Annotated in this window: 18 protein-coding genes and 1 tRNA gene; 12 read left to right on the forward strand and 7 right to left on the reverse strand. The window is 65.4% G+C overall.

Going from position 1 to position 18301, the window contains the following annotated elements; genetic code table 11:
* Positions 1–263: 263 nt before the first annotated feature.
* On the forward strand, positions 264–1097 hold the full coding sequence (locus tag J1N60_RS06175; RefSeq protein ID WP_312911552.1) for a M48 family metallopeptidase: 834 nt from the start codon (positions 264–266) through the stop codon (positions 1095–1097).
* Between the two features lie 22 nt (positions 1098–1119).
* On the opposite strand, the gene J1N60_RS06180 is transcribed toward J1N60_RS06175, so the two are convergent.
* Entirely contained in the window at positions 1120–1695 is a 576-nt protein-coding gene (locus J1N60_RS06180; protein ID WP_312911554.1) for a cupredoxin domain-containing protein, read from the reverse strand.
* Positions 1696–1874: 179 nt separating this feature from the next.
* Between J1N60_RS06180 and J1N60_RS06185 the strand changes: the two genes are divergently transcribed.
* Positions 1875–2372, forward strand: a complete 498-nt coding sequence (locus tag J1N60_RS06185) for a LabA-like NYN domain-containing protein (RefSeq protein WP_312911556.1) — start codon at positions 1875–1877, stop codon at positions 2370–2372.
* A gap of 273 nt (positions 2373–2645) precedes the next feature.
* Here the strand turns inward: J1N60_RS06185 and J1N60_RS06190 are convergent, their stop codons facing one another.
* The gene (locus J1N60_RS06190; protein WP_312911558.1) at positions 2646–3599 is read right to left on the reverse strand and encodes an AAA family ATPase; all 954 of its coding nucleotides are present in this window, start codon (positions 3597–3599) and stop codon (positions 2646–2648) included.
* A gap of 107 nt (positions 3600–3706) precedes the next feature.
* The gene (locus J1N60_RS06195; RefSeq protein WP_312911560.1) at positions 3707–4621 is read right to left on the reverse strand and encodes an AEC family transporter; all 915 of its coding nucleotides are present in this window, start codon (positions 4619–4621) and stop codon (positions 3707–3709) included.
* Between the two features lie 25 nt (positions 4622–4646).
* Here J1N60_RS06195 and J1N60_RS06200 point away from each other — a divergent pair, with 25 nt between their 5' ends.
* The 7 genes from J1N60_RS06200 to J1N60_RS06230 all read left to right on the forward strand — a co-directional run bounded on the left by J1N60_RS06200 (position 4647) and on the right by J1N60_RS06230 (position 10664).
* Complete coding sequence (locus tag J1N60_RS06200; RefSeq protein ID WP_312911562.1) at positions 4647–5432, forward strand: DUF7857 domain-containing protein; 786 nt, start codon at positions 4647–4649, stop codon at positions 5430–5432.
* Complete coding sequence (locus J1N60_RS06205) at positions 5429–6133, forward strand: MinD/ParA family ATP-binding protein (RefSeq protein ID WP_312911564.1); 705 nt, start codon at positions 5429–5431, stop codon at positions 6131–6133. Before J1N60_RS06200 ends, J1N60_RS06205 begins: the two co-directional genes overlap by 4 nt.
* A gap of 48 nt (positions 6134–6181) precedes the next feature.
* A complete protein-coding gene (locus J1N60_RS06210) occupies positions 6182–7132 on the forward strand; it encodes an aminopeptidase (protein ID WP_312911566.1) in 951 nt (316 codons plus the stop codon).
* Between the two features lie 316 nt (positions 7133–7448).
* On the forward strand, positions 7449–8114 hold the full coding sequence (locus tag J1N60_RS06215; protein ID WP_312911568.1) for an HVO_0476 family zinc finger protein: 666 nt from the start codon (positions 7449–7451) through the stop codon (positions 8112–8114).
* A gap of 77 nt (positions 8115–8191) precedes the next feature.
* A complete protein-coding gene (locus J1N60_RS06220) occupies positions 8192–8842 on the forward strand; it encodes a protein-L-isoaspartate(D-aspartate) O-methyltransferase (RefSeq protein WP_312911570.1) in 651 nt (216 codons plus the stop codon).
* A gap of 77 nt (positions 8843–8919) precedes the next feature.
* Positions 8920–9867 (forward strand): methyltransferase domain-containing protein, encoded by a 948-nt coding sequence (locus tag J1N60_RS06225; RefSeq protein WP_312911572.1) that lies wholly within the window; start codon positions 8920–8922, stop codon positions 9865–9867.
* 62 nt (positions 9868–9929) lie between these two features.
* On the forward strand, positions 9930–10664 hold the full coding sequence (locus tag J1N60_RS06230) for a protein-L-isoaspartate O-methyltransferase family protein (protein ID WP_312911574.1): 735 nt from the start codon (positions 9930–9932) through the stop codon (positions 10662–10664).
* 2 nt (positions 10665–10666) lie between these two features.
* Here the strand turns inward: J1N60_RS06230 and J1N60_RS06235 are convergent, their stop codons facing one another.
* The 4 genes from J1N60_RS06235 to J1N60_RS06250 all read right to left on the reverse strand — a co-directional run bounded on the left by J1N60_RS06235 (position 10667) and on the right by J1N60_RS06250 (position 14285).
* Positions 10667–11119 (reverse strand): DUF7382 domain-containing protein, encoded by a 453-nt coding sequence (locus tag J1N60_RS06235; RefSeq protein WP_312911576.1) that lies wholly within the window; start codon positions 11117–11119, stop codon positions 10667–10669.
* Positions 11120–11322: 203 nt separating this feature from the next.
* Positions 11323–13440: a bacterio-opsin activator domain-containing protein gene (locus J1N60_RS06240; protein ID WP_312911578.1), complete on the reverse strand. Its 2118-nt coding sequence runs from the start codon at positions 13438–13440 to the stop codon at positions 11323–11325.
* 152 nt (positions 13441–13592) lie between these two features.
* Complete coding sequence (locus J1N60_RS06245; RefSeq protein ID WP_312911580.1) at positions 13593–14000, reverse strand: group I intron-associated PD-(D/E)XK endonuclease; 408 nt, start codon at positions 13998–14000, stop codon at positions 13593–13595.
* A 212-nt stretch (positions 14001–14212) separates the two neighbouring features.
* Positions 14213–14285, reverse strand: a tRNA-Asp gene (locus J1N60_RS06250).
* Between the two features lie 377 nt (positions 14286–14662).
* Here J1N60_RS06250 and J1N60_RS06255 point away from each other — a divergent pair.
* Genes J1N60_RS06255 through rpoB form a run of 3 tightly spaced genes read left to right on the forward strand, consistent with a single transcriptional unit; the run spans position 14663 to position 18298 of the window.
* The gene (locus tag J1N60_RS06255) at positions 14663–14890 is read left to right on the forward strand and encodes a DNA-directed RNA polymerase subunit H (protein ID WP_254159406.1); all 228 of its coding nucleotides are present in this window, start codon (positions 14663–14665) and stop codon (positions 14888–14890) included.
* Positions 14891–16465 (forward strand): DNA-directed RNA polymerase subunit B'', encoded by a 1575-nt coding sequence (locus tag J1N60_RS06260; protein ID WP_312911583.1) that lies wholly within the window; start codon positions 14891–14893, stop codon positions 16463–16465.
* A gap of 3 nt (positions 16466–16468) precedes the next feature.
* Complete coding sequence (gene rpoB / locus J1N60_RS06265; protein ID WP_312911585.1) at positions 16469–18298, forward strand: DNA-directed RNA polymerase subunit B; 1830 nt, start codon at positions 16469–16471, stop codon at positions 18296–18298.
* Positions 18299–18301: the final 3 nt, after the last annotated feature.

Consider the following 18301-nt stretch of genomic DNA (forward strand, 5'->3'; position numbering starts at 1 on the left):
GCATACGAGACACACGGCAGTCGAGGAACTTATCGGTTGCGCCTCTCGTCAAATCTGCCTGGTGTGTTATCACACGATGGTTTGCAGCGTGGGTCACACGGGTTGACGACTCGAGTTGATCGTCGGCCCCGTCCGTCGGCAGGTCGGCCTGGTCGACAGTCAGCGTCGATCGTCGAGCCGCAACTCGAGTGTGGGGCAAAAACCGACTCGAGGTCGTGACTTCCCGCGATATTTATACGTTCGAATCGCTAACTGGAGCGCGTATGAACGACTTTGGATTGAAAGTCCGGATGGCGATCGTCGGCTCGATACTGTTCGGCTTCTACCTCCTCGGGGGGTTCGTCTTCGCCGCCGCCTTCGGCGCACCGCTGTACCTCGTGCTGGGCGTCGGGATCGTCGTCGTCCCGGCGATCCAGTACAAACTCGGCCGGTGGATGGCCGTCAGGAGCGTCGGCGCCGAGGACATGCCAGAATCCGGGCAGTACCAGGAGATTCACCACATGACCGAGACGCTCTGCGATCGGATGGGCCTCGAGACCAAGCCGCGGCTCATGGTCGCCGACATGGGCGTCCCCAACGCGTTCGCCACCGGCCGCAAGGGCGCCGGTATCGTCGTCGTCTCGACCGAACTCATCCGCCTGCTCGAGCGCGACGAACTCGAGGGCGTCATCGCCCACGAACTCGCCCACATCAACAACCGCGACGTGATCACGATGGTGCTCGGGCAGTCGATCGGCATGATCGTCAGCTACGCCGTCTTCTTCGTCGTCCGCGGCCTGGGCGAGAACAACATCGGGAGCTTCGTCCTCGCGTACGTCGCCTCCATCGCGGCGAACTTCCTCGTCATGCTGTTCGTCATGGCGATTAGCCGCTACCGCGAGTACGTCGCCGACGCCGACGCCCGCGAGGCAATCGGCACCGGCGACCCGCTGGCCCGCGCGCTCGAGAAGATTTCCCGGGGCGCCGAAGGGCGCGAGTCGAGGATCGACGACAGCGTCAGCGCACTGTGCATTCTGAACACCGACCGGAGCCTCCTCCAGCAGGTGCTCTCGACGCACCCGCCGACGGAGAAACGCATCGCGCGGCTTCGGAACTGATTGCTCACTCGAGTCGTCTCGATTACCCGCCCGACTCGACCTGAATCTCGCCGAGCATCGTCCCGACGTGCACCTCGCAGACGTACTGGGTCATCTCCGAGGTGGCCTCGAGCGTCAGCGTCTGGGTTTCGCCTTCCTCCTCGATGATCTCGGTCTGGTAGTCCTCGACGACCTCGTCGTTGTCGTCCCAGATCACGATGTTGTGGGGCTGGCCGTCGGCGTTCTCCCAGGTGATATCGTACTCCTGGCCCTCCATCAGGGTGAGCGTCGGGTTGGTCTCGCCCTCGATTGGCGCCGGTTCGACGCCCTCCCACCCCTCGGTGATTCCGTCGAGGACGATTTCGTCGACGCCCTCCCACTCACCCGCGCCGGTCTCGTTACCGTCTCCGGTCTCGTTGCCGGCTTCGGTCTCGTTATCCGTTCCGCCAGCACCGGTCTCGTTTTCGTCGCCACCACCCGTTGTCTCGTTGTCGCCGCCGGTAGTGTTGTTGTCCCCCGGCCCGCCTCCTTCCGTACAGCCCGCGAGCAGTGCCAGGGTGACACCGGCGCCCGCGGCGGAGAGCACTCGCCGTCGTGATACTGAATTGTCTCTTTCCATGGGACTCCCTTCACCCGTGAGACGGATAAGCCGATACCAGTCACTCGCATGGTTCGCGACCGGCGAAAGGACCGAATTTGGCCGCCTCGAGTCGATTCGAACCCATCTTCACTGGCACCGTTCTTTTCACGACATTGGAGATGGAAGCGGTTTTCACGGTGGCCCACACAGGACACCGTATGACAGACGTTCATCCGGGCCAGCGCGTCGCAGTTCTGGTCGACGCGCAGAATCTGTATCATACCGCCCAGAGTATCTACAGTCGAAACATCGACTACTCTGAACTCCTCGAGGAGGCCGTCGACGGCCGCCAGCTCACGCGCGCGATCGCTTACGTTATCCGGGCCGATTCGCCCGAGGAGGAGAGCTTCTTCGAGGCGCTGTACGACATCGGCTTCGAGCCCAAGATAAAGGACATCAAGCGCTTCTCGGACGGGACGAAGAAGGCCGACTGGGACGTTGGGATGAGCCTCGACGCCGTCACGCTCGCCAACCACGTCGACACGATGGTCCTCTGTACCGGCGACGGCGACTTCTCGAGGCTCTGTTCGCACCTGCGCCACGAGGGTGTCAAGGTCGAAGTGATGGCGTTCGAATCCTCGACTGCCGAGGAACTCGTCGAGGCGGCCGACGATTTCGAGGACCTGGGTGAGCGCCACGACACGTACCTCCTGTAGGCATTCGTCTTTCTATCGCTCTCGCTCTCGCCCTCGCTTTCGCTCTCGAGCGATCCTGTCGAACGCTGTTCTCACGGTATCCTCTCGTCTTCTTCGGTCCACCGACCGCTTCCGTTCGGTTCCCCTGCTCAAGCATCGACCACGAGTCGACAGAACGCGTCTCGGTTCGGTCGTCCGCGCCAGCGCTACCTTCTCTCATAGATATAAAATCTATAGTACTACCACCGAACCCCTCGAGCCAGTCGGCCACCGATTCCTCGAGCCCCTCGCCCCTCACTCGCCCATCGACGGCACCTGGACGCCATTGAGCGCGCTGTCGATCACCGCACCCCGATCGACGCCGCGGACGTCCGCTTCGGTCGTCAGTACCAGCCGATGGTCGAGGACCGGGTGCACGACCGCGTGAACGTCCTCCGGAGCGACGTAGTCCCGCCCGCCGAGCACCGCCCGCGCCCGACTGGCCTCGAACAGTCGCTGGATGCCCCGCGGCGAGACGCCGACCTGAACACGATCGTCGGTGCGGGTCGCCCGGCACACGTCGATCAGGTACGCCCGGATGGCGGGGTCGACGGTCACCGTCTCGGGGACCTCCTGGAGCGCCAGCACCGCCTCGCGGTCGACGACGGGTTCGACCGTGGGCGTCCGCGAGTGGCGACTCGCCCGGCGATCGATCAGCGTCAACTCGCCGTCGCGGTCGGGGTACCCCATCGACGTCTTGACCATAAACCGGTCGATCTGGGCCTCCGGAAGCGGGAACGTCCCCTCCTGCTCGACGGGGTTCTGGGTCGCGATGACGAAAAACGGCTCTGGCAGGTCGTACGTGTCTCCGGCCACCGACACCTGCCCTTCGCCCATCGCCTCGAGCAGCGCGGCCTGAGTCTTCGGCGGCGCGCGGTTGATCTCGTCGGCCAGGACGACGTTCGCGAAGATCGGGCCGCGTTCGAATTCAAAGGTCGCGTCGTGTTCGTTGTAGATGTGCGTGCCCGTGATATCTGCCGGGAGCAAGTCGGGTGTGAACTGGATCCGGGTGAACTCGAGGTCGAGCGCCGTCGCGATCGTCTGGGCGGTGAGCGTCTTCCCCGTCCCGGGGACGTCCTCGAGCAGGACGTGGCCCTGTGCGAGGATGGCAGTCAGTATCGTCTCGAGCCGTCGAGAGTCGCCGACGACGGCGGTCTGGATCTCCGCGAGGGTGGCCTCGCCGGTTCGCGCGGCCTCGGGAACGTTCATGTCTGCTGTCACCGCGGGAGCACTATATACGGTTCGGCCGTTTCGTCGCGCAGTCTCTCGAATCGCCGTCTCTCGAATCGCCGCCGATTCACACGTTGCCGACGCGTTCACGCGCCGCCGACGAGCGCGATCACGACGAACAGCGTCAACACGGACGCCACCGTCGTCACGAAGACGTTGAGCGAGGCGAACCGTTCGTCGCCGCCGAGTTCGCTCGAGAAGACGTACGTGGAGACGGCCGTCGGCATCGCCAGCATGACGACCGCGGCGGTGAACGTCGCGCCGTCGACCGCCAGCGCGGAGAAGATCACCCAGGCGACAGCGGGCATGACCGCGACCTTCATCGCGGTCACGGCACCGGTCGCGACGGGATCGAGTTCGGGCAGGTCGAACTCGAGGGAGGCGCCGACGCAGACGAGCGCAAGCGGAAGCGCCAGCGTAGCCAGGACGTCGAGGCCAGTGACGAACGGCCCCGGCACCGAAAGGCTGAACGAGCCGACGACCATGCCGGCGACCAGCGCAAGCAAGACGGGATTCCTGAGGAGTCGGACGAGCTGGCGTCTCGCGCTCGTTTCGGCCCCGTTGAACGTCACGAGAATCGTGATCGTCAGAGGCGCCTGGAGCAGCGTCGCGATGCCGAGGATCACGCTCGCGATCGCGGTTACGCTCGCGTCGAAAGTCGCCGCCACGAGCGGAATCCCCAGATAGCCCAGGTTCGAGTGGTACGACTGGACGACGGCGACGCTCCGCCGGGCGCTCGAGTCGCGATTGCGGTGGACGGCCCACGCCAGCGCCGCCGTGGTCGCCAGGACGGCGACGATGCCGACGGGGAGGGCCGGCGAGAGCAGCGACGCGATCGCCTGGTCGTAGGTGGCGACGAAGATCAGGGCCGGCAGCGCGACGTAGTAGGTGGCGGCGTTCAGTCGACTCGTCCGCGTCGCGTCGAGGATTCCGGCCGTTCGGAGTCCGGCGCCGGCGAGCACGACGGCGAGCAACGCCAGCAACCGGAGCAGAACCTCCATGCCCGTCCCCAGTGGACTCACGGATTTGATCGTTCGGATCTCGGTCACAGTCGTCTCGAACCCGCTGTCTCGAATCCGTTGCCTCGCACTCGACGGCCTCACTGTTCGTCGATCCATCGTCGACCCCAGTCTCGAGCGCCGTGCCGTCGGGAAGCCTCCGTACTCGAGTCGGGAAGCCACCGTGCTCGAGTTTAAATACCAGCGGGAGGCAGGAGCGACCATGGTCGAGGTTGAGGCGACGGCGACGACCGTCTCCGGGGTGGCGTTCGTCTGCGCGATGGTGTGGAACACATACACGACGCCCCAGCGTGTCCGCGTGCGAAGTACCGTACTCGGACCGACGTGGGCGCCGCGAGACGGCGAGGGGGCGACGTCCGGGTGGTCGAACGACGAGTGGACGGCCCGTCTCGAGCCCGGCCGTCGCCGGGGGTTCGGATTCGCGACGCCGGTGTCCGAGTCGGTCGACGATGCTCGAACCGCCAATACCACTGACGCTCGAACCGACCTCGAGGCGGCCCTCGAGTCGCCAGTCGAACTCGTATCGACCGAACGGGCGGACGGCGAGGGCGGACCGGCCCGACCGGACGACGTCCTGGCGTCGCTCGCGTCGTGGGCACCGATCGGTGCGGTTCTGGACGGTTGCTCCGATCCGGATTTCGATGCCCCGCGTGGTTCAGGTCGTGATCCTGATCCCGATCACAGTACCGGCGCTCGCTCCGTGCCCACCGATCGTTCTCGAGTCATCCTCTCCTCTGGAGATACTCACTCCTCTCGAGCCACCCACCTCCCTCGAGATCCCCTGGAACGATGATCGTCGCCGTCGCCGGCGGAAAAGGCGGCGTCGGCAAGTCGACGATGGCGCTAAATATCGGCGCCGAACTCGGAGCGGTCGTCGTCGACGCGGACCTCGCCGCCGCCGACCTCCCGGCGGGATCCGGCCGCGGTCCGGACCTCCACGACGTCCTCGTCGGCCGGGCGACGCCCCTGGACGCCGTCGATTCGACCGGGTCCGTCCGGATCCTCCCCTGCGGACGTACCCTCGAGGGCGCTCGAGCGTCGGACCTCGCCGAACTCCCGCGCGTCGTAGACGCGCTCGACCGACGCTACGGCCGCGTCGTCGTCGACTGCCCGGCCGGACTGGCCCGCGACGTGGGAGTACAACTCGCCAGCGCGGACGCGGCGGTGCTCGTCACGACGCCGTCCCGGGTTGCCATCCACGACGCGTACCGAACCCGCCAGCTCGCCCTGGCGCTCGAGACGCCGATCGCGGCGGTCGTGGTCAACCGATCGCGCTCCCGTCGCGACGAACGCCTGCTCGATCCAGTCGAGCGCCACTTCGGAGCGCCGGCGGTGCGGGTCGAAACGCGACCGGCGATCGCCGAGGCGCATTCGTTGGGGCGCCCGCTTCGCACAGTTGCGCCCGAGTGCCCCGCGCTCGAGGTGCTCGAGGAACTCTCGCGGATGATCGAACGCCGTGCTCGTCGGCCTTCCGAACACGTCGGAACCCTGTAATTTTTGCCGTCCGGAACACCTTTCCGAACCCTCCGTCGAACTGTATCCATGACGGATCTTCGATCACCTGCCGAAACTGCCGTTCGACAGTGCCTGGCCCTCGAGCCCGACGAATCGTGCGTCGTCGTCACCGACGACGAGCGGGTCCAGATCGGGGCGGCCCTCTACGAGGTAGCGAGCGAGATTACCGACGACGCGGTGATCGTGCGCTACCCACCAGGAGAAACCCACGGCGGCGAGCCACCGGCGCCCGTGGCGGCCGCGATGGCCGACGCGGACGTCGTCCTCGCGCCGACGAGCAAGAGCCTGAGTCACACCCGGGCGCGAACGGAGGCCAACGAGGCCGGTGCTCGCGTCGCGACCCTCCCCGGAATCACCGAGGACGTCTTCACCACTGGCCTGGACGCCGACTACGAGACGATCGCGGCCCACTGTGCGGACGTTCGCGAGCAGGTCGACGGCGCCGACGAGGTTCGCGTGACGACGCCCATCGGCACCGACGTCACGTTCGGCATCGGCGACCGGCAGTTCCTCTCGGACACCGGTATCGTCCACGAACCCGGTCGGATGTCGAACCTCCCCGCTGGCGAGGTGTTCGTCAGCCCCGAGACTGCCGACGGGACCTTCGTCGTCGACGGCACCATGATGCCCCACGGGTTGCTCGAGCCAGGTCAGACGCTCGAGTTCGAGGTCGAAGACGGTCTCGTCACCCGGATCTCGGACCCGGAGATCCGCGAGACGGTCGAGACGGCGGCCGAGGAGGTCGGCGACGCGGCGTACAACCTGGCGGAACTGGGTATCGGAACGAACGTCGCGGTGACGACGCTGGTCGGGAGCGTCTTGCTGGACGAGAAGGCGGCCGGCACGGTCCACATCGCGATCGGCGACGATGCGGGGATCGGCGGCGATGTGGAGGCCCCGATTCACCTGGACGGGATTCTCCGCGAGCCGACGGTGTACGCCGACGGCGAGGACGTGACGTTGCCGACGAGCGAGTAGCCGTCGTCGAGTCGTCTCTGTGGCTGTTCTCGGTGTTTCGTCTCGAAACGCCTGTCATCACGCCGTCTTCGAACCGTCGACTGTCGATTCTGCCGTCTCGGGGGCTCGTCTTCCCAGCTAACTCGTCGCTCGAGCTCCGGTCTCGCTCGAGAGCAACCACGAACACAGGCCTCTCCCTCCCTAGCCGCCTCACCCTCCCCAGCCGCTTCGCGCGCCACGGCGGGTGGTCCGTGGCCAAGCAGTGGGTGGCGACCCCTCCTCGAGCATCGAGCCCGCTTCAATCGCCTTTTACGCCCGGAGCCTGTAGAGGCGTGCTATGAGCGATACCCACGCCCAGGACCAGGACCGCATCCCGACGCCCTGTCCCTCGTGTTCGCCCGACCTCGAGACGGTCCACGAGGTGCTCTCGCCCGGCGGCGGCAGCCTCACCGTCCGCTGTGGGGAGTGCGGCCACGTCCACAAGATCCAGCCCGAACCCGACCGCGAGGTGACCCTCGACGTCGTCGTCTCCCAGGACGGCGAGTCCTTCACCGCGAACGTGACCACGCCCGAGGACGAGACCGTCGAGGTGGGCGACGAGTTCCTCCTCGAGACCGATGACGTGCTCGCGACCGTTCGGGTCACGAGCGTTGAGCTCGAGGGAGACAAACGCGTCGAGTCGGCCCCGGCCGACGAGGCCGCGACCGTCTGGACCCGCGAGGTCGACAACGTCTCGGTCAACGTCACGATCCACCCCCAGGACGGCCGGCGAGAGGACAGTCGGAGTCTCACCGTCTACGTCCCCGGTGATTACGAGTTCACCGTCGGGGAGACCGACTCCTTCGGCGACGACGAGTTCGAGATCGACGCGTTCGTCGTCCGCGGCGACGCCGAGGGCTATCATCGAGATCGCTTCGAGGAGGCTGGCGACATGGCCTTCGCGAAGGACGTCAAGCGGGTCTACGCCTACGACGAGACGAGCACGGCCTGGTCGGCCTGGTAACGAGTTTCCGCTCCTGCGCACGCTCCGATTACGCTCACGCTCCGATAACGACTCCGACTCAGATCGAGAACGAGACCATGACCGATGATGCCACCCGAGACCGACGCGACGAACGCGAACGACTCGCCGAGACTGTCGCCGCCCGAAACGAAATCGACGACCGCGTCCAGTCGGCGCTCGAGGCCGTCCCCCGCCACGCCTTCGTCCCCGACGACCGGCAGGCCAACGCCTACGTCGATCGCCCGCTACCCATCGGCAACGGACAGACGATCAGCGCCCCGCACATGGTCGCCGTCATGGCCGACGAACTCTCTCTGGAACCGGGCGACGCCGTCCTCGAGATCGGTACGGGGTGTGGCTACCACGCCGCGGTCACCGCCGAACTGGTCGGCGCTGACAACGTCTACAGCGTCGAGTACGACCCCGAACTCGCCGACGCTGCGCGAAGTCGCCTCGCCGACCTCGACTACGAGGCCGTCGACGTCCGGACCGGCGACGGGCGCGACGGGTGGCCCGAACACGCCCCCTACGACGCGGCCTACCTGACCTGCGCGGCTTCCGCGTTCCCCGACCCGGTCGTCGAGCAGGTCCGTCCGGGCGGTCGACTCCTCGCGCCGCTCGAGGGCGGACTGGGCTCCCAGACGCTGACGTTTGCCCGAAAACGGGAGGACGGGTCGCTCGAGCGCGAGGAACGCGGGACGGTGCGATTCGTTCCGATGCGTGGCTGAGAGAGGCGCCGACCGGCGCAGCGAACGAGTACGCGTCCTTTTTCGACCCGGCGCACCATCGGCGACCAGAGACGACTATGTCACAGCCACCTGCGACGCCATCGCTCGAACTATTATTGCTCCTTCGCGCCGCCCGCGAGACCGGCGCGCTCGAGGCGCTAATGACCACTGCGGGCACGCCGACCGACCTGGCGAGCGAAACCGACCTGACCGAACGCGCAGCCGAGACGCTCGTCGACGTCCTTGAGGCCGAGGGATTCCTCGCGGACGTCAACGGCGCGTACGAACCCACGAATCGCTCGCTCGGTTTCCTCGCGAAGACGGACGTCCGGTCCATCGGGTCGCTTCCCGCGACGCTGGATCGACTGGACCGGGGCCTCGAGGCCGACTGGCTCCTGACCGACGACCGGCCCACCGAGACGGACGCCGAGCGGCGGAATCGCCTCGGCAGGGCAGCGGCCGCAGACGAGACGAATATCCGCGCGCTCGTCACCGCGGCGATTCGCATTGCTCCCGAGGCCCGACGCGTCCTCGAGGTCGGCGGTGCGCCGGGACGACGTGCCGTCGAGTTCGCCCGTCGCGGGACGGACGTCACGCTGTACGACGAGGCGGAAGCCATCGCCGACTCGCGGGCTATCCTCGCCCACGAACCGGTGGCCGTGCTCGAGGGAAGCGTCCCCGGTGGGTTGTCGGAGACGCTCGAAGGAGCCACCACGGACCGGTTCGACCTGCTCGTCGCCGTCGATCAGCTGTCGCGACTCGATCCAGCGGCGAACGAAACCCTCGTCGACGCCGCAGTGGACGGCCTCGCCCCCGGCGGCTGGCTCGTCGTCGCGGAACGACTAGAGGGGTCGGCAGCGACGCGGGCCGCCGTGGAAACGCTGCTCGAGACGCCGGCGGGGCGCGTCTACCCGACCGATCGGTATCGCGAGTGGTTCGAGCGAGCGGGCCTCGAGCGGTGGACCGTCGAGTCGGTACCCGGAACGGCGTACGCGGTGCTCGCCGGCCGGCGCTCGGTCGCCTGACGTGACACCGAATTGCTCACAGCAAGCGAGTCGTTGATTACCGTCGCGGCGATACCGTCTCTATGGACCCGGCGGTACTGCGTGAGGACATGGTCGACGGTCTCGTCCACGAGTCGAAAGGCGTTCTCGCGGACGAATCGCTCGCCGTCGCCATGCGCGACGTCCCGCGCCACGAGTTCGTCGAGGACGAGTCGGCGGCCTACGCCGACCGAGCCCACGAGTGTCGTGGAACGCGCGTGCTGGCCCCCAGCACGGTCGCGCGATTACTCGAGGCGCTCGCCCCCCGACGCGACGACTCCGTCCTCGTCGTCGGGGTCGGCGTCGGCTACACCGCCGCCGTTCTCGCGGAACTCGTCGGCGAGACCAACGTCCACGCCGTCGACATCGCCCGCCCGATGGTGTACGAGGCTCGCGAGAACCTCGAGCGAGCGGGGTACGGTGGCGTCCTCGTCGACTGTCGAGACGGGGCCCGCGGATTGCCGGCGTACGCGCCGTTCGATCGAATCTTGCTCGAGGCGGCGACTGTTTCGCCCCCTAGAGAACTGCTCGAGCAGTGTCGCGAGGACGGCCGGATCGTGTATCCGCGGGGCGCTCAGCCCCAACGCCTCGAGGCGCGTCGGCCCGACGGTACGACCGAACGATTTGGCGCCGTCTCGTTCGAACCGCTGCTCGTCGACGGCGAGCAGGTCGGGGCTGTCGAACGAAATCGGACGGCTCGAGAGGACGTCGAGCACGCGACGCGCCGTGCCCAGTCTCGAACCGGCTGGGAGCGAGAGTGGATCGAGTGGGAGGGGTAGGCTCAGTTCTCGATGACGACGATTTCCGTGTTCGACTGGTCGTCGACGTAGTCGGTGTTCGTCGGCGGGACGACGTCGACCTGGAGCGTCCCGGTTCGCTGGCCCTGTCTGAGCGTCGGGTCGAGTCGTAGGGTAACCGTGCCGTCGCTTCCAGTCTCGCCTTTGACGGCCGAGTCCAGCCAGGCGTCGTCGCTTATCACGATGACGGTCGCGCCTTCGACGGTGTTGCCGTCGTCCCCGAGGACGGTGAGGTCGACGCTCGTCGTTTTCCCGGCGTCGACCGTCACGGGATCGATCTCGACGTCCGTTTCCGTCTCGGCCAGCGTGCCGATGCCGCCGAGCATGCTCATCATGATCGCCAGGCTCGCAACGCCGACGACGAGTGCGATGATCAACCTGATGGGGAGTCCTTCGATCGCCCTGTCGTCCGCGCCGAACCGATGTGGTGGTCGCATGACCGGTCTGGCCGCTCGTTCGTATATAAACTCACGGCTGGACGACCGAGTCGACACTCAAGCGTTTGAAAAGTGGGGTGGGGGGTTAAGGGGGGGGGGGGGGGGTGGCGACAGTCTGTCTCAGATCGCCAACTAATGGTATGGACGCGGGGCCATTAAAAATAGCTTCTATCTGTTTGGAGGGATAGAAAACACGGCACTAATTAATTAGAGTCGGGTCCGAACGCCAGCGAAACCAGCTTTCGCTGGGCCGCTCGCAGGTGATAGTGGTAGGTCGGCGGCGTCACGTCGAGGGCCGCGGCGAGGTCCTCGCCCGTACTCTCGCGCGGCCATTCGAAAAAGCCGCTGTAGTGGGCCGCCTGCAACGCCTCGAACTGTTTGGCCGTCAGCGACTCCTCGAGTCGCGCGTCGAACCGGGTACTCGAGACGCTCGACGTCGTCTCCCGGCGAGCCGCCAGCTCAGTTTCCGGATAGTGGTCCTGGATCGACTCGACCAGTGCCCGCGTATCGATCTGGCTCGGGACCGACAGCGCGATGGTCGTTACCTCGTCGTTCGTGGTGGTGGACGTCACGTGCGCGTCGTACTCTCGCAGTAGCTCGACGAACGGCGTCGGCGCGATCGTCACCTCGAACAGCGTCGACTCCTCGCCGTCGGAGACGACCGAGAGGGAGTCGACCACCGCCCACCGCTCCGCCAGGTCGAGGATCTCGTCGACCGGCGGTTCCTCGATCGAGACGAACAGGACGGTCTCCTGGGCCCGATCGATGATGCCTTCCAGGGTGATTGTCCCGGGGGCAATCGTTCCGAGCCGATTGAACAGCAACTGCGGGTCCTGGCACTCGAGTTCGATCTCGAGTCGGCTGTCGGTGAGCATCGCCCGGGTGCGCTCGACCGATCGTATCGCGTGGCCGATCGTCTCGCCGAGTTCACCCAGGACCTCGCGCTCGCTCTCGCTGATCGCGTCCGCCTGTGGGGCGTGGACCACGATGGCGCCGTACCTCCGTTCGGCGTCGAGCAGCGGCACGGCGAGCACCGTCTGGTAACCGTAGGTGAGCGCGGCCTTTCGCCGGTCGGCCCACGCCTCGTCGTCGAGCACGTTCTCGACGACCTGCACCGATTCGGTCTCGAGCGCGCGCTCGATCAGGGCCGCTTCGGGTGCCCCTGCCCCATCCTCGCGAACGCGGTCGACGTAGGTGACGTCGATTCCCTCCCAGACGGTCGGCGACGGCGTTTCCTGGCCCGCGGTGATCCACGCACAGAGGTAGCGATCGGTTTCGGCGAGGCGTTGACAGACTGTCCGCTCGATCTCCTCTCGAGTCGAGGCCTTGGCGATCCCACGGTTGATCGCCCGAACGATCTCGTTCGTGTGATTCAACCGAGTCAGTTCCTCGTTTTGCTCGGTGAGCGTGCGGTCGTGTTCGCGCAGTAACTGCTCGCGCTCGGCCCGGTCCAGGGCGGCCTCGGTGTTGGCCCCCAGGATGTACAGCAGTTCTCGCATCGACTCGTCGAACCGGTCGGGTCGCTCGCTTCCCGCGACGACGATCCCGTGCGTCCCGAGCGGAACGACGAGTTTACTTCGGCTCACCGTATCGGCGACGTCCGTCACCCCTGCTGCCCGGACGTTGGCGTAGTACTGCGGTTCGCCCTCCGAGAACGCCTCCCAGATCAGCCCGTCGCCACGCCCGACCGTCTCCGCCGGCGTCAGCAACTGGCGCGTCTCGGCCGTCGACGCCGCGTGAGCGAGCGTCCCCTCGGCGGGTTCGAACCGATACGCGGAGACGATTGGCACCTCGAGGATCGCGCCCGCGGTTTCGACGGCGGCCTCGTAAATCTCGTCCTTCGTCCCCGCTCGCATCAGGTCGCGCGTGGTGTCGTGGAGTGCCGTCAGCGTCCGTTCGTATCGCCGTTCGTTCTCCCTGAGTTCGGTCTCCGTCCGGTACTGTGCGACGGCGTTCTCGATCTGATTCGCCAGCAGGGTGAACCGGTCGCTTCCGGGCTGTTTCTGCAAGTACTGGGTCACCCCGGCGGCGATCGCCTCGCTCGCGATCTCCTCGGAGCCCTTCCCGGTGAACAGGATGAACGGCAACTCCAGATCGCGTTCCCGGACGGCCTCGAGCAACTCGAGTCCGTTCGTCTTGGGCATGTCGTAGTCGCTCACGATACACTCGATGGGGTCGGCCTCGAGGACGTCGAGAGCCGCGTCCGCGCTCGAGACGTCCGTCGCCATGATGTCATCGCGTTCGCGCTCGAGCATCGTCGTCGTCAATTCGGCGAACCTGGCGTCGTTGTCGACGACGAGAACGCGCATGGTTTCGGTCACGTCGGACCACGCTCTGCGTCTCGCAGTGACGGCTCCACGGTGCCGGCCCTAATCGGGCGACTCGTGCTGGCTCGAGGAGCGACGGTACTCATTATCGAGACGTAAACTGGTGTGTACTAAACAATTAGCATTGTCCCTCGGCTCTGGCGAACTCACAGCCGCTTCTCGAGACGATAGTCCGACTCCCGTTTCGTCGACGGATGCGCTATCTTGGGTTCCGCGATCCGGAGATAGGTGCTCTTCTTTCCGGCGTCTTCCATCGGGACCCAGTACAACTCGTCTGTCTCTCGGCACCGAACGGCGAATCCGTCGATTGTATCGTCGTAGTCGACGACCGTGTCGGTTCCGTCGACCGTCGTCTTGCTGGCCGTCTTGAATCGAATGACGTCGCCTTCGATCCAGCCGGTTTTGCACTGCACTCGGAGTATGCGAGCGCCAGTATCGAGCAGGAGGTCGTACTTGTCGTTGTCTCCGAACGGAACCGCCACCGAGTAGCCCATAGCGACCAGTGCCGCCAGGACCATCGCTTCGGTCTCGTCTCCCGTTTGCTTCGTATTCACGCAGGATCTGGTCCCGTGTCTGTACAAAAACTCTCGGACTGTGTATACAATTCTACAAGTCCGGTCGACTCCTGGGCTTCTCTACCGGTGTCCTCGTCGCTATACGCTCGAGTTCTGGCCCAAAACAACCGCCTGGGTGCGAGTTGACCCATCCTACTGTGGTTCTCGAAATGTGCTGACTCGCTCCGCTCATCGGTTAGTTTCTCGAAAAGCGCCCGAGGCGGGATTTGAACCCGCGTCACGACCGTGACAGGGTCGTATGATGGGCCACTACACCACCCGGGCACCCTGCAACTCTTCGTTTCCCGGTCGCAGTATTAAGGCTTTCCAATCGGTGACGGTTTGGTAGGCCGGGACGCAACACAATTTCTGGATTTTCGACGCCGTTCGAATTGCTCGAAATGACTCGAACTTCGAGCCGGACAAACTTTCGAGCGATGAGACAAACTACCTGACGAACGGTTGCCAATTCTCCGCAAAGGATTTAATCGATACGTGTGGTACGTACTGGTATGTGACGCCGCCGGCGACGGGTGACGGCCGGCGGGCCGACTAGCCGTGCCTGTGGGGCAACTTAGTAACCGTTAAATGCCTTCCGGCAATACGTCCCTGTAGTATCTCGTGACAGCCGCTTCTCCCCCGGTAGGCCGGACCAACAACACATGGTAGACGTAAGCCAACACGAACTCGTGCCTGAGCACACCATCCTCGACGAGGAGGTACTCGAGGACGTGCTCGACGAGTACGACATCGACCGTACAGACTTGCCAAAAATCAAACGCACGGACAAGGCGCTGCCCGACGAGGCGGAAGTCGGCGACGTCATCAAGATCGTGCGAAACTCGCGAACGACGGACCAGGCCGTCGTCTATCGACTCGTGGTGGAATAAATGGAACTGGATCGAACACTCAGACGGGACATCTCGCGGGAGTATTTTTCGAAAGAACGACTGGCCGAGCACCACTACCGCTCGTTCAACGCATTCCTCACGCGAGGGATGCAGGAGGTCGTCGACGAGAAGGCGACCATCGACACGGACATCGGCGACAAGGAGGGCGAGGAGCCCGTCCGCGTCGATCTCGGGGACGTGCGCGTCGTCACACCCCGAGTTCGCGAGGCCGACGGGTCCGAGGAACTGCTCTACCCGCAAGAGGCCCGCCTGCGCAACATCACCTACTCCGCTCCCGTCTTCATGGAGATGAGCATCGTCAAGGGCGAGGAGGGCGACGAGCGCGTCGTCGACTCGACGGAGACGAAGATCGGCCGGATGCCGATCATGGTGGGCTCCGAGAAGTGTAACATCGCGGGCTTTTCCGACCAGGAGCTCGTCGAAATCGGCGAGGACCCCGCCGACCCCGGCGGCTACTTCATCGTCAACGGCTCCGAGCGCGTGCTGATGACCAGCGAAGACCTCGCGCCGAACAAGATTCTCGCCGAGTACGACACGAAGTACGGCGACGAGATTCAGGTCGCCAAAACCTTCAGTCAGCGCCGTGGCTACCGCGCTCTGGTGCTGTGTGAGCGGACCCGGAACGGCCTGCTCGAGGTGTCGTTCCCGTCGGTATCGGGCTCGATCAACTTCGTCACACTCGTGCGCGCGCTGGGTCTCGAGTCCGACGAGGAAATCGTCCACAAGGTCTCGAACGACCCCGAGGTCGTCAAGTACATGCTCGAGAACCTCGAGGAGGCGGAGGTCCAGACGAAAGAGGAGGCCATCGAGGCGCTGGGCAAGCGCGTCGCCTCCGGCCAGGGCAAGAACTACCAGCTCAAGCGGGCGAACTACGTGATCGACCGTTACCTCCTGCCCCACCTCCACGAGGAGGGCGTCGAGGAAGAAGACGTCCGAATCAACAAGGCTCACTACCTCTGTCGGATGGCCGAGGCGTGTTTCGAACTCGCGCTCAACCGGCGCGAATCCGACGACAAGGACCACTACGCGAACAAGCGGCTGAAAGTCAGCGGCGACTTGATGCGCGACCTGTTCCGGACAGCGCTGAACAAGCTGGCACGCGACGTGAAGTACCAGCTCGAGCGAGCGAACATGCGAAACCGGAACCTGTCGGTCAACACCGTCGTACGATCCGACGTCCTGACCGAGCGACTCGAGCACCCCATCGCGACGGGGAACTGGGTCGGCGGCCGATCCGGCGTCTCACAGCTCGTCGACCGAACGGACTTCATGGGCGTTCTGAGCCACCTTCGTCGGCTGCGCTCGCCGCTCTCGCGCTCACAGCCACACTTCGAGGCGCGGGACCTGCACGCGACCCAGTGGGGTCGCATCTGTCCCTCCGAGACGCCGGAGGGGCCGAACTGTGGGCTGGTGAAGAACTTCGCGCAGGCGATGGAACTCTCCCAGCACGTCGAGGACGAACAGGACCTGAAACGCGAACTGGCGTCGATGGGTGTCGAGGGCATTCCCGGCATCGAGGGCGTCGAACGAACGACAACGAGTGCGGACGACTAACACATGAGTAGCCAACAACGAGAAGCCAAGGTGTACGTCAACGGGTCGCTGGTGGGTACGCACCCGGACCCGGAGAAGCTGGCCGAACAGATTCGCGAAGCGCGACGCATCGGCGACGTCAGCGAGATGGTCAACGTCTCGGTGAAAGAGCGCACGCGCGAGGTCATCGTCAACGCCGACGCGGGCCGTGCTCGCCGTCCCCTGCTGGTCGTCGAGGATGGCGAACCCCGCATTACGGACGCCGAAATCGAAGCCCTGCGCGACGGCGACCTCGAGTTCGAGGACCTCGTCGACCACGGCTACATCGAGTTCATCGACGCCGAGGAGGAAGAGGACATCTACGTCGCCGTCGACGAGGACGACCTGAACGACGATCACACCCACCTCGAGATCGACCCCTCGCTGATCTTCGGGATCGGTGCGGGGATGATTCCCTACCCCGAGCACAACGCGAGCCCCCGGATTACGATGGGGGCGGGGATGGTCAAGCAGTCGCTGGGACTCCCGTCGGCCAACTACCGGATCCGGCCGGACACGCGCCAGCACCTGCTGCACTACCCACAGCTGTCGATGGTCAAGACCCAGACGACCGAGCAAATCGGGTTCGACGAGCGCCCCGCCGCCCAGAACTTCGTCGTCGCCGTCATGAGCTACGAGGGGTTCAACATCGAGGACGCGCTCGTCATGAACAAGGCCTCCGTGGAACGCGCGCTCGCTCGCTCGCACTTCTTCCGGACCTACGAGGGCGAGGAACGACGCTACCCAGGTGGGCAGGAGGACCGCTTCGAGATTCCGAGCCAGGACGTCCGCGGCGCACGCGGCGAGGAGGCCTACACCCACCTCGACGAGGACGGTCTCGTCAACCCCGAGACGAACGTCGACGAGAACTCCGTCCTGCTGGGCAAGACCTCCCCACCGCGGTTCCTCGAGGAACCCGACGACATGGGCGGCCTCTCGCCCCAGAAACGCCGAGAGACTTCGGTCACGATGCGTTCGGGCGAAAACGGGATCGTCGACACCGTCACCCTGATGGAGGGCGAGGACGGGTCGAAACTGTCGAAGGTCTCGGTGCGCGACGAGCGAATCCCCGAACTCGGGGACAAGTTCGCCAGCCGCCACGGCCAGAAGGGGGTCGTCGGTCACCTGGCGCCCCAGGAGGACATGCCGTTCACCGAGGAGGGCGTCGTTCCCGACCTGGTCGTCAACCCCCACGCCCTGCCCTCGCGGATGACCGTCGGGCACATCCTCGAGATGATCGGCGGCAAACTCGGCGCGATGGAGGGTCGTCGCGTCGACGGCACGCCGTTCCTCGGCGAGGACGAGGACCAACTTCGCGGCGGACTCGAGGAGGCCGGCTTCAACTCCGCGGGCAAGGAGGTCATGTACTCGGGCGTGACCGGCGAGAAGATCGAGGCTGAAATCTTCGTGGGCGTCATTTTCTACCAGAAGCTCTACCACATGGTCTCGAACAAACTGCACGCCCGTTCGCGCGGGCCGGTGCAGGTGCTGACCCGCCAGCCCACCGAAGGGCGGGCCCGCGAGGGTGGGCTGCGCATCGGGGAGATGGAGCGCGACGTGTTCATCGGCCACGGCGCGGCCATGACGCTCAAGGAACGCCTGCTCGATGAGTCCGACCGCGAGTTCATCCACATCTGTGGTAACTGCGGGATGAGCGCGGTCGAGAACGTCGAGCAACGCCGGGTGTACTGCCCGAACTGCGACGAGGAGACCGACATCCACGAGATCGAGATGAGCTACGCGTTCAAACTGCTGCTCGACGAGATGAAGGCCCTCGGCATCGCCCCGCGACTCGAACTGGAGGACGCCGTCTAACAC

It is taken from the genome of Natronosalvus caseinilyticus, from assembly GCF_017357105.1.
In the GTDB taxonomy this organism is placed as follows: domain Archaea; phylum Halobacteriota; class Halobacteria; order Halobacteriales; family Natrialbaceae; genus Natronosalvus; species Natronosalvus caseinilyticus.

Coding starts and splice junctions, on each gene's coding strand:
- J1N60_RS06175 (WP_312911552.1), top strand. CDS start 264: ATGAACGACTTTGGATTGAAAGTCCGGATGGCGATCGTCGGCTCGATA.
- J1N60_RS06180 (WP_312911554.1), bottom strand. CDS start 1,695: ATGGAAAGAGACAATTCAGTATCACGACGGCGAGTGCTCTCCGCCGCG.
- J1N60_RS06185 (WP_312911556.1), top strand. CDS start 1,875: ATGACAGACGTTCATCCGGGCCAGCGCGTCGCAGTTCTGGTCGACGCG.
- J1N60_RS06190 (WP_312911558.1), bottom strand. CDS start 3,599: ATGAACGTTCCCGAGGCCGCGCGAACCGGCGAGGCCACCCTCGCGGAG.
- J1N60_RS06195 (WP_312911560.1), bottom strand. CDS start 4,621: ATGGAGGTTCTGCTCCGGTTGCTGGCGTTGCTCGCCGTCGTGCTCGCC.
- J1N60_RS06205 (WP_312911564.1), top strand. CDS start 5,429: ATGATCGTCGCCGTCGCCGGCGGAAAAGGCGGCGTCGGCAAGTCGACG.
- J1N60_RS06210 (WP_312911566.1), top strand. CDS start 6,182: ATGACGGATCTTCGATCACCTGCCGAAACTGCCGTTCGACAGTGCCTG.
- J1N60_RS06215 (WP_312911568.1), top strand. CDS start 7,449: ATGAGCGATACCCACGCCCAGGACCAGGACCGCATCCCGACGCCCTGT.
- J1N60_RS06220 (WP_312911570.1), top strand. CDS start 8,192: ATGACCGATGATGCCACCCGAGACCGACGCGACGAACGCGAACGACTC.
- J1N60_RS06225 (WP_312911572.1), top strand. CDS start 8,920: ATGTCACAGCCACCTGCGACGCCATCGCTCGAACTATTATTGCTCCTT.
- J1N60_RS06230 (WP_312911574.1), top strand. CDS start 9,930: ATGGACCCGGCGGTACTGCGTGAGGACATGGTCGACGGTCTCGTCCAC.
- J1N60_RS06235 (WP_312911576.1), bottom strand. CDS start 11,119: ATGCGACCACCACATCGGTTCGGCGCGGACGACAGGGCGATCGAAGGA.
- J1N60_RS06255 (WP_254159406.1), top strand. CDS start 14,663: ATGGTAGACGTAAGCCAACACGAACTCGTGCCTGAGCACACCATCCTC.
- J1N60_RS06260 (WP_312911583.1), top strand. CDS start 14,891: ATGGAACTGGATCGAACACTCAGACGGGACATCTCGCGGGAGTATTTT.
- rpoB (WP_312911585.1), top strand. CDS start 16,469: ATGAGTAGCCAACAACGAGAAGCCAAGGTGTACGTCAACGGGTCGCTG.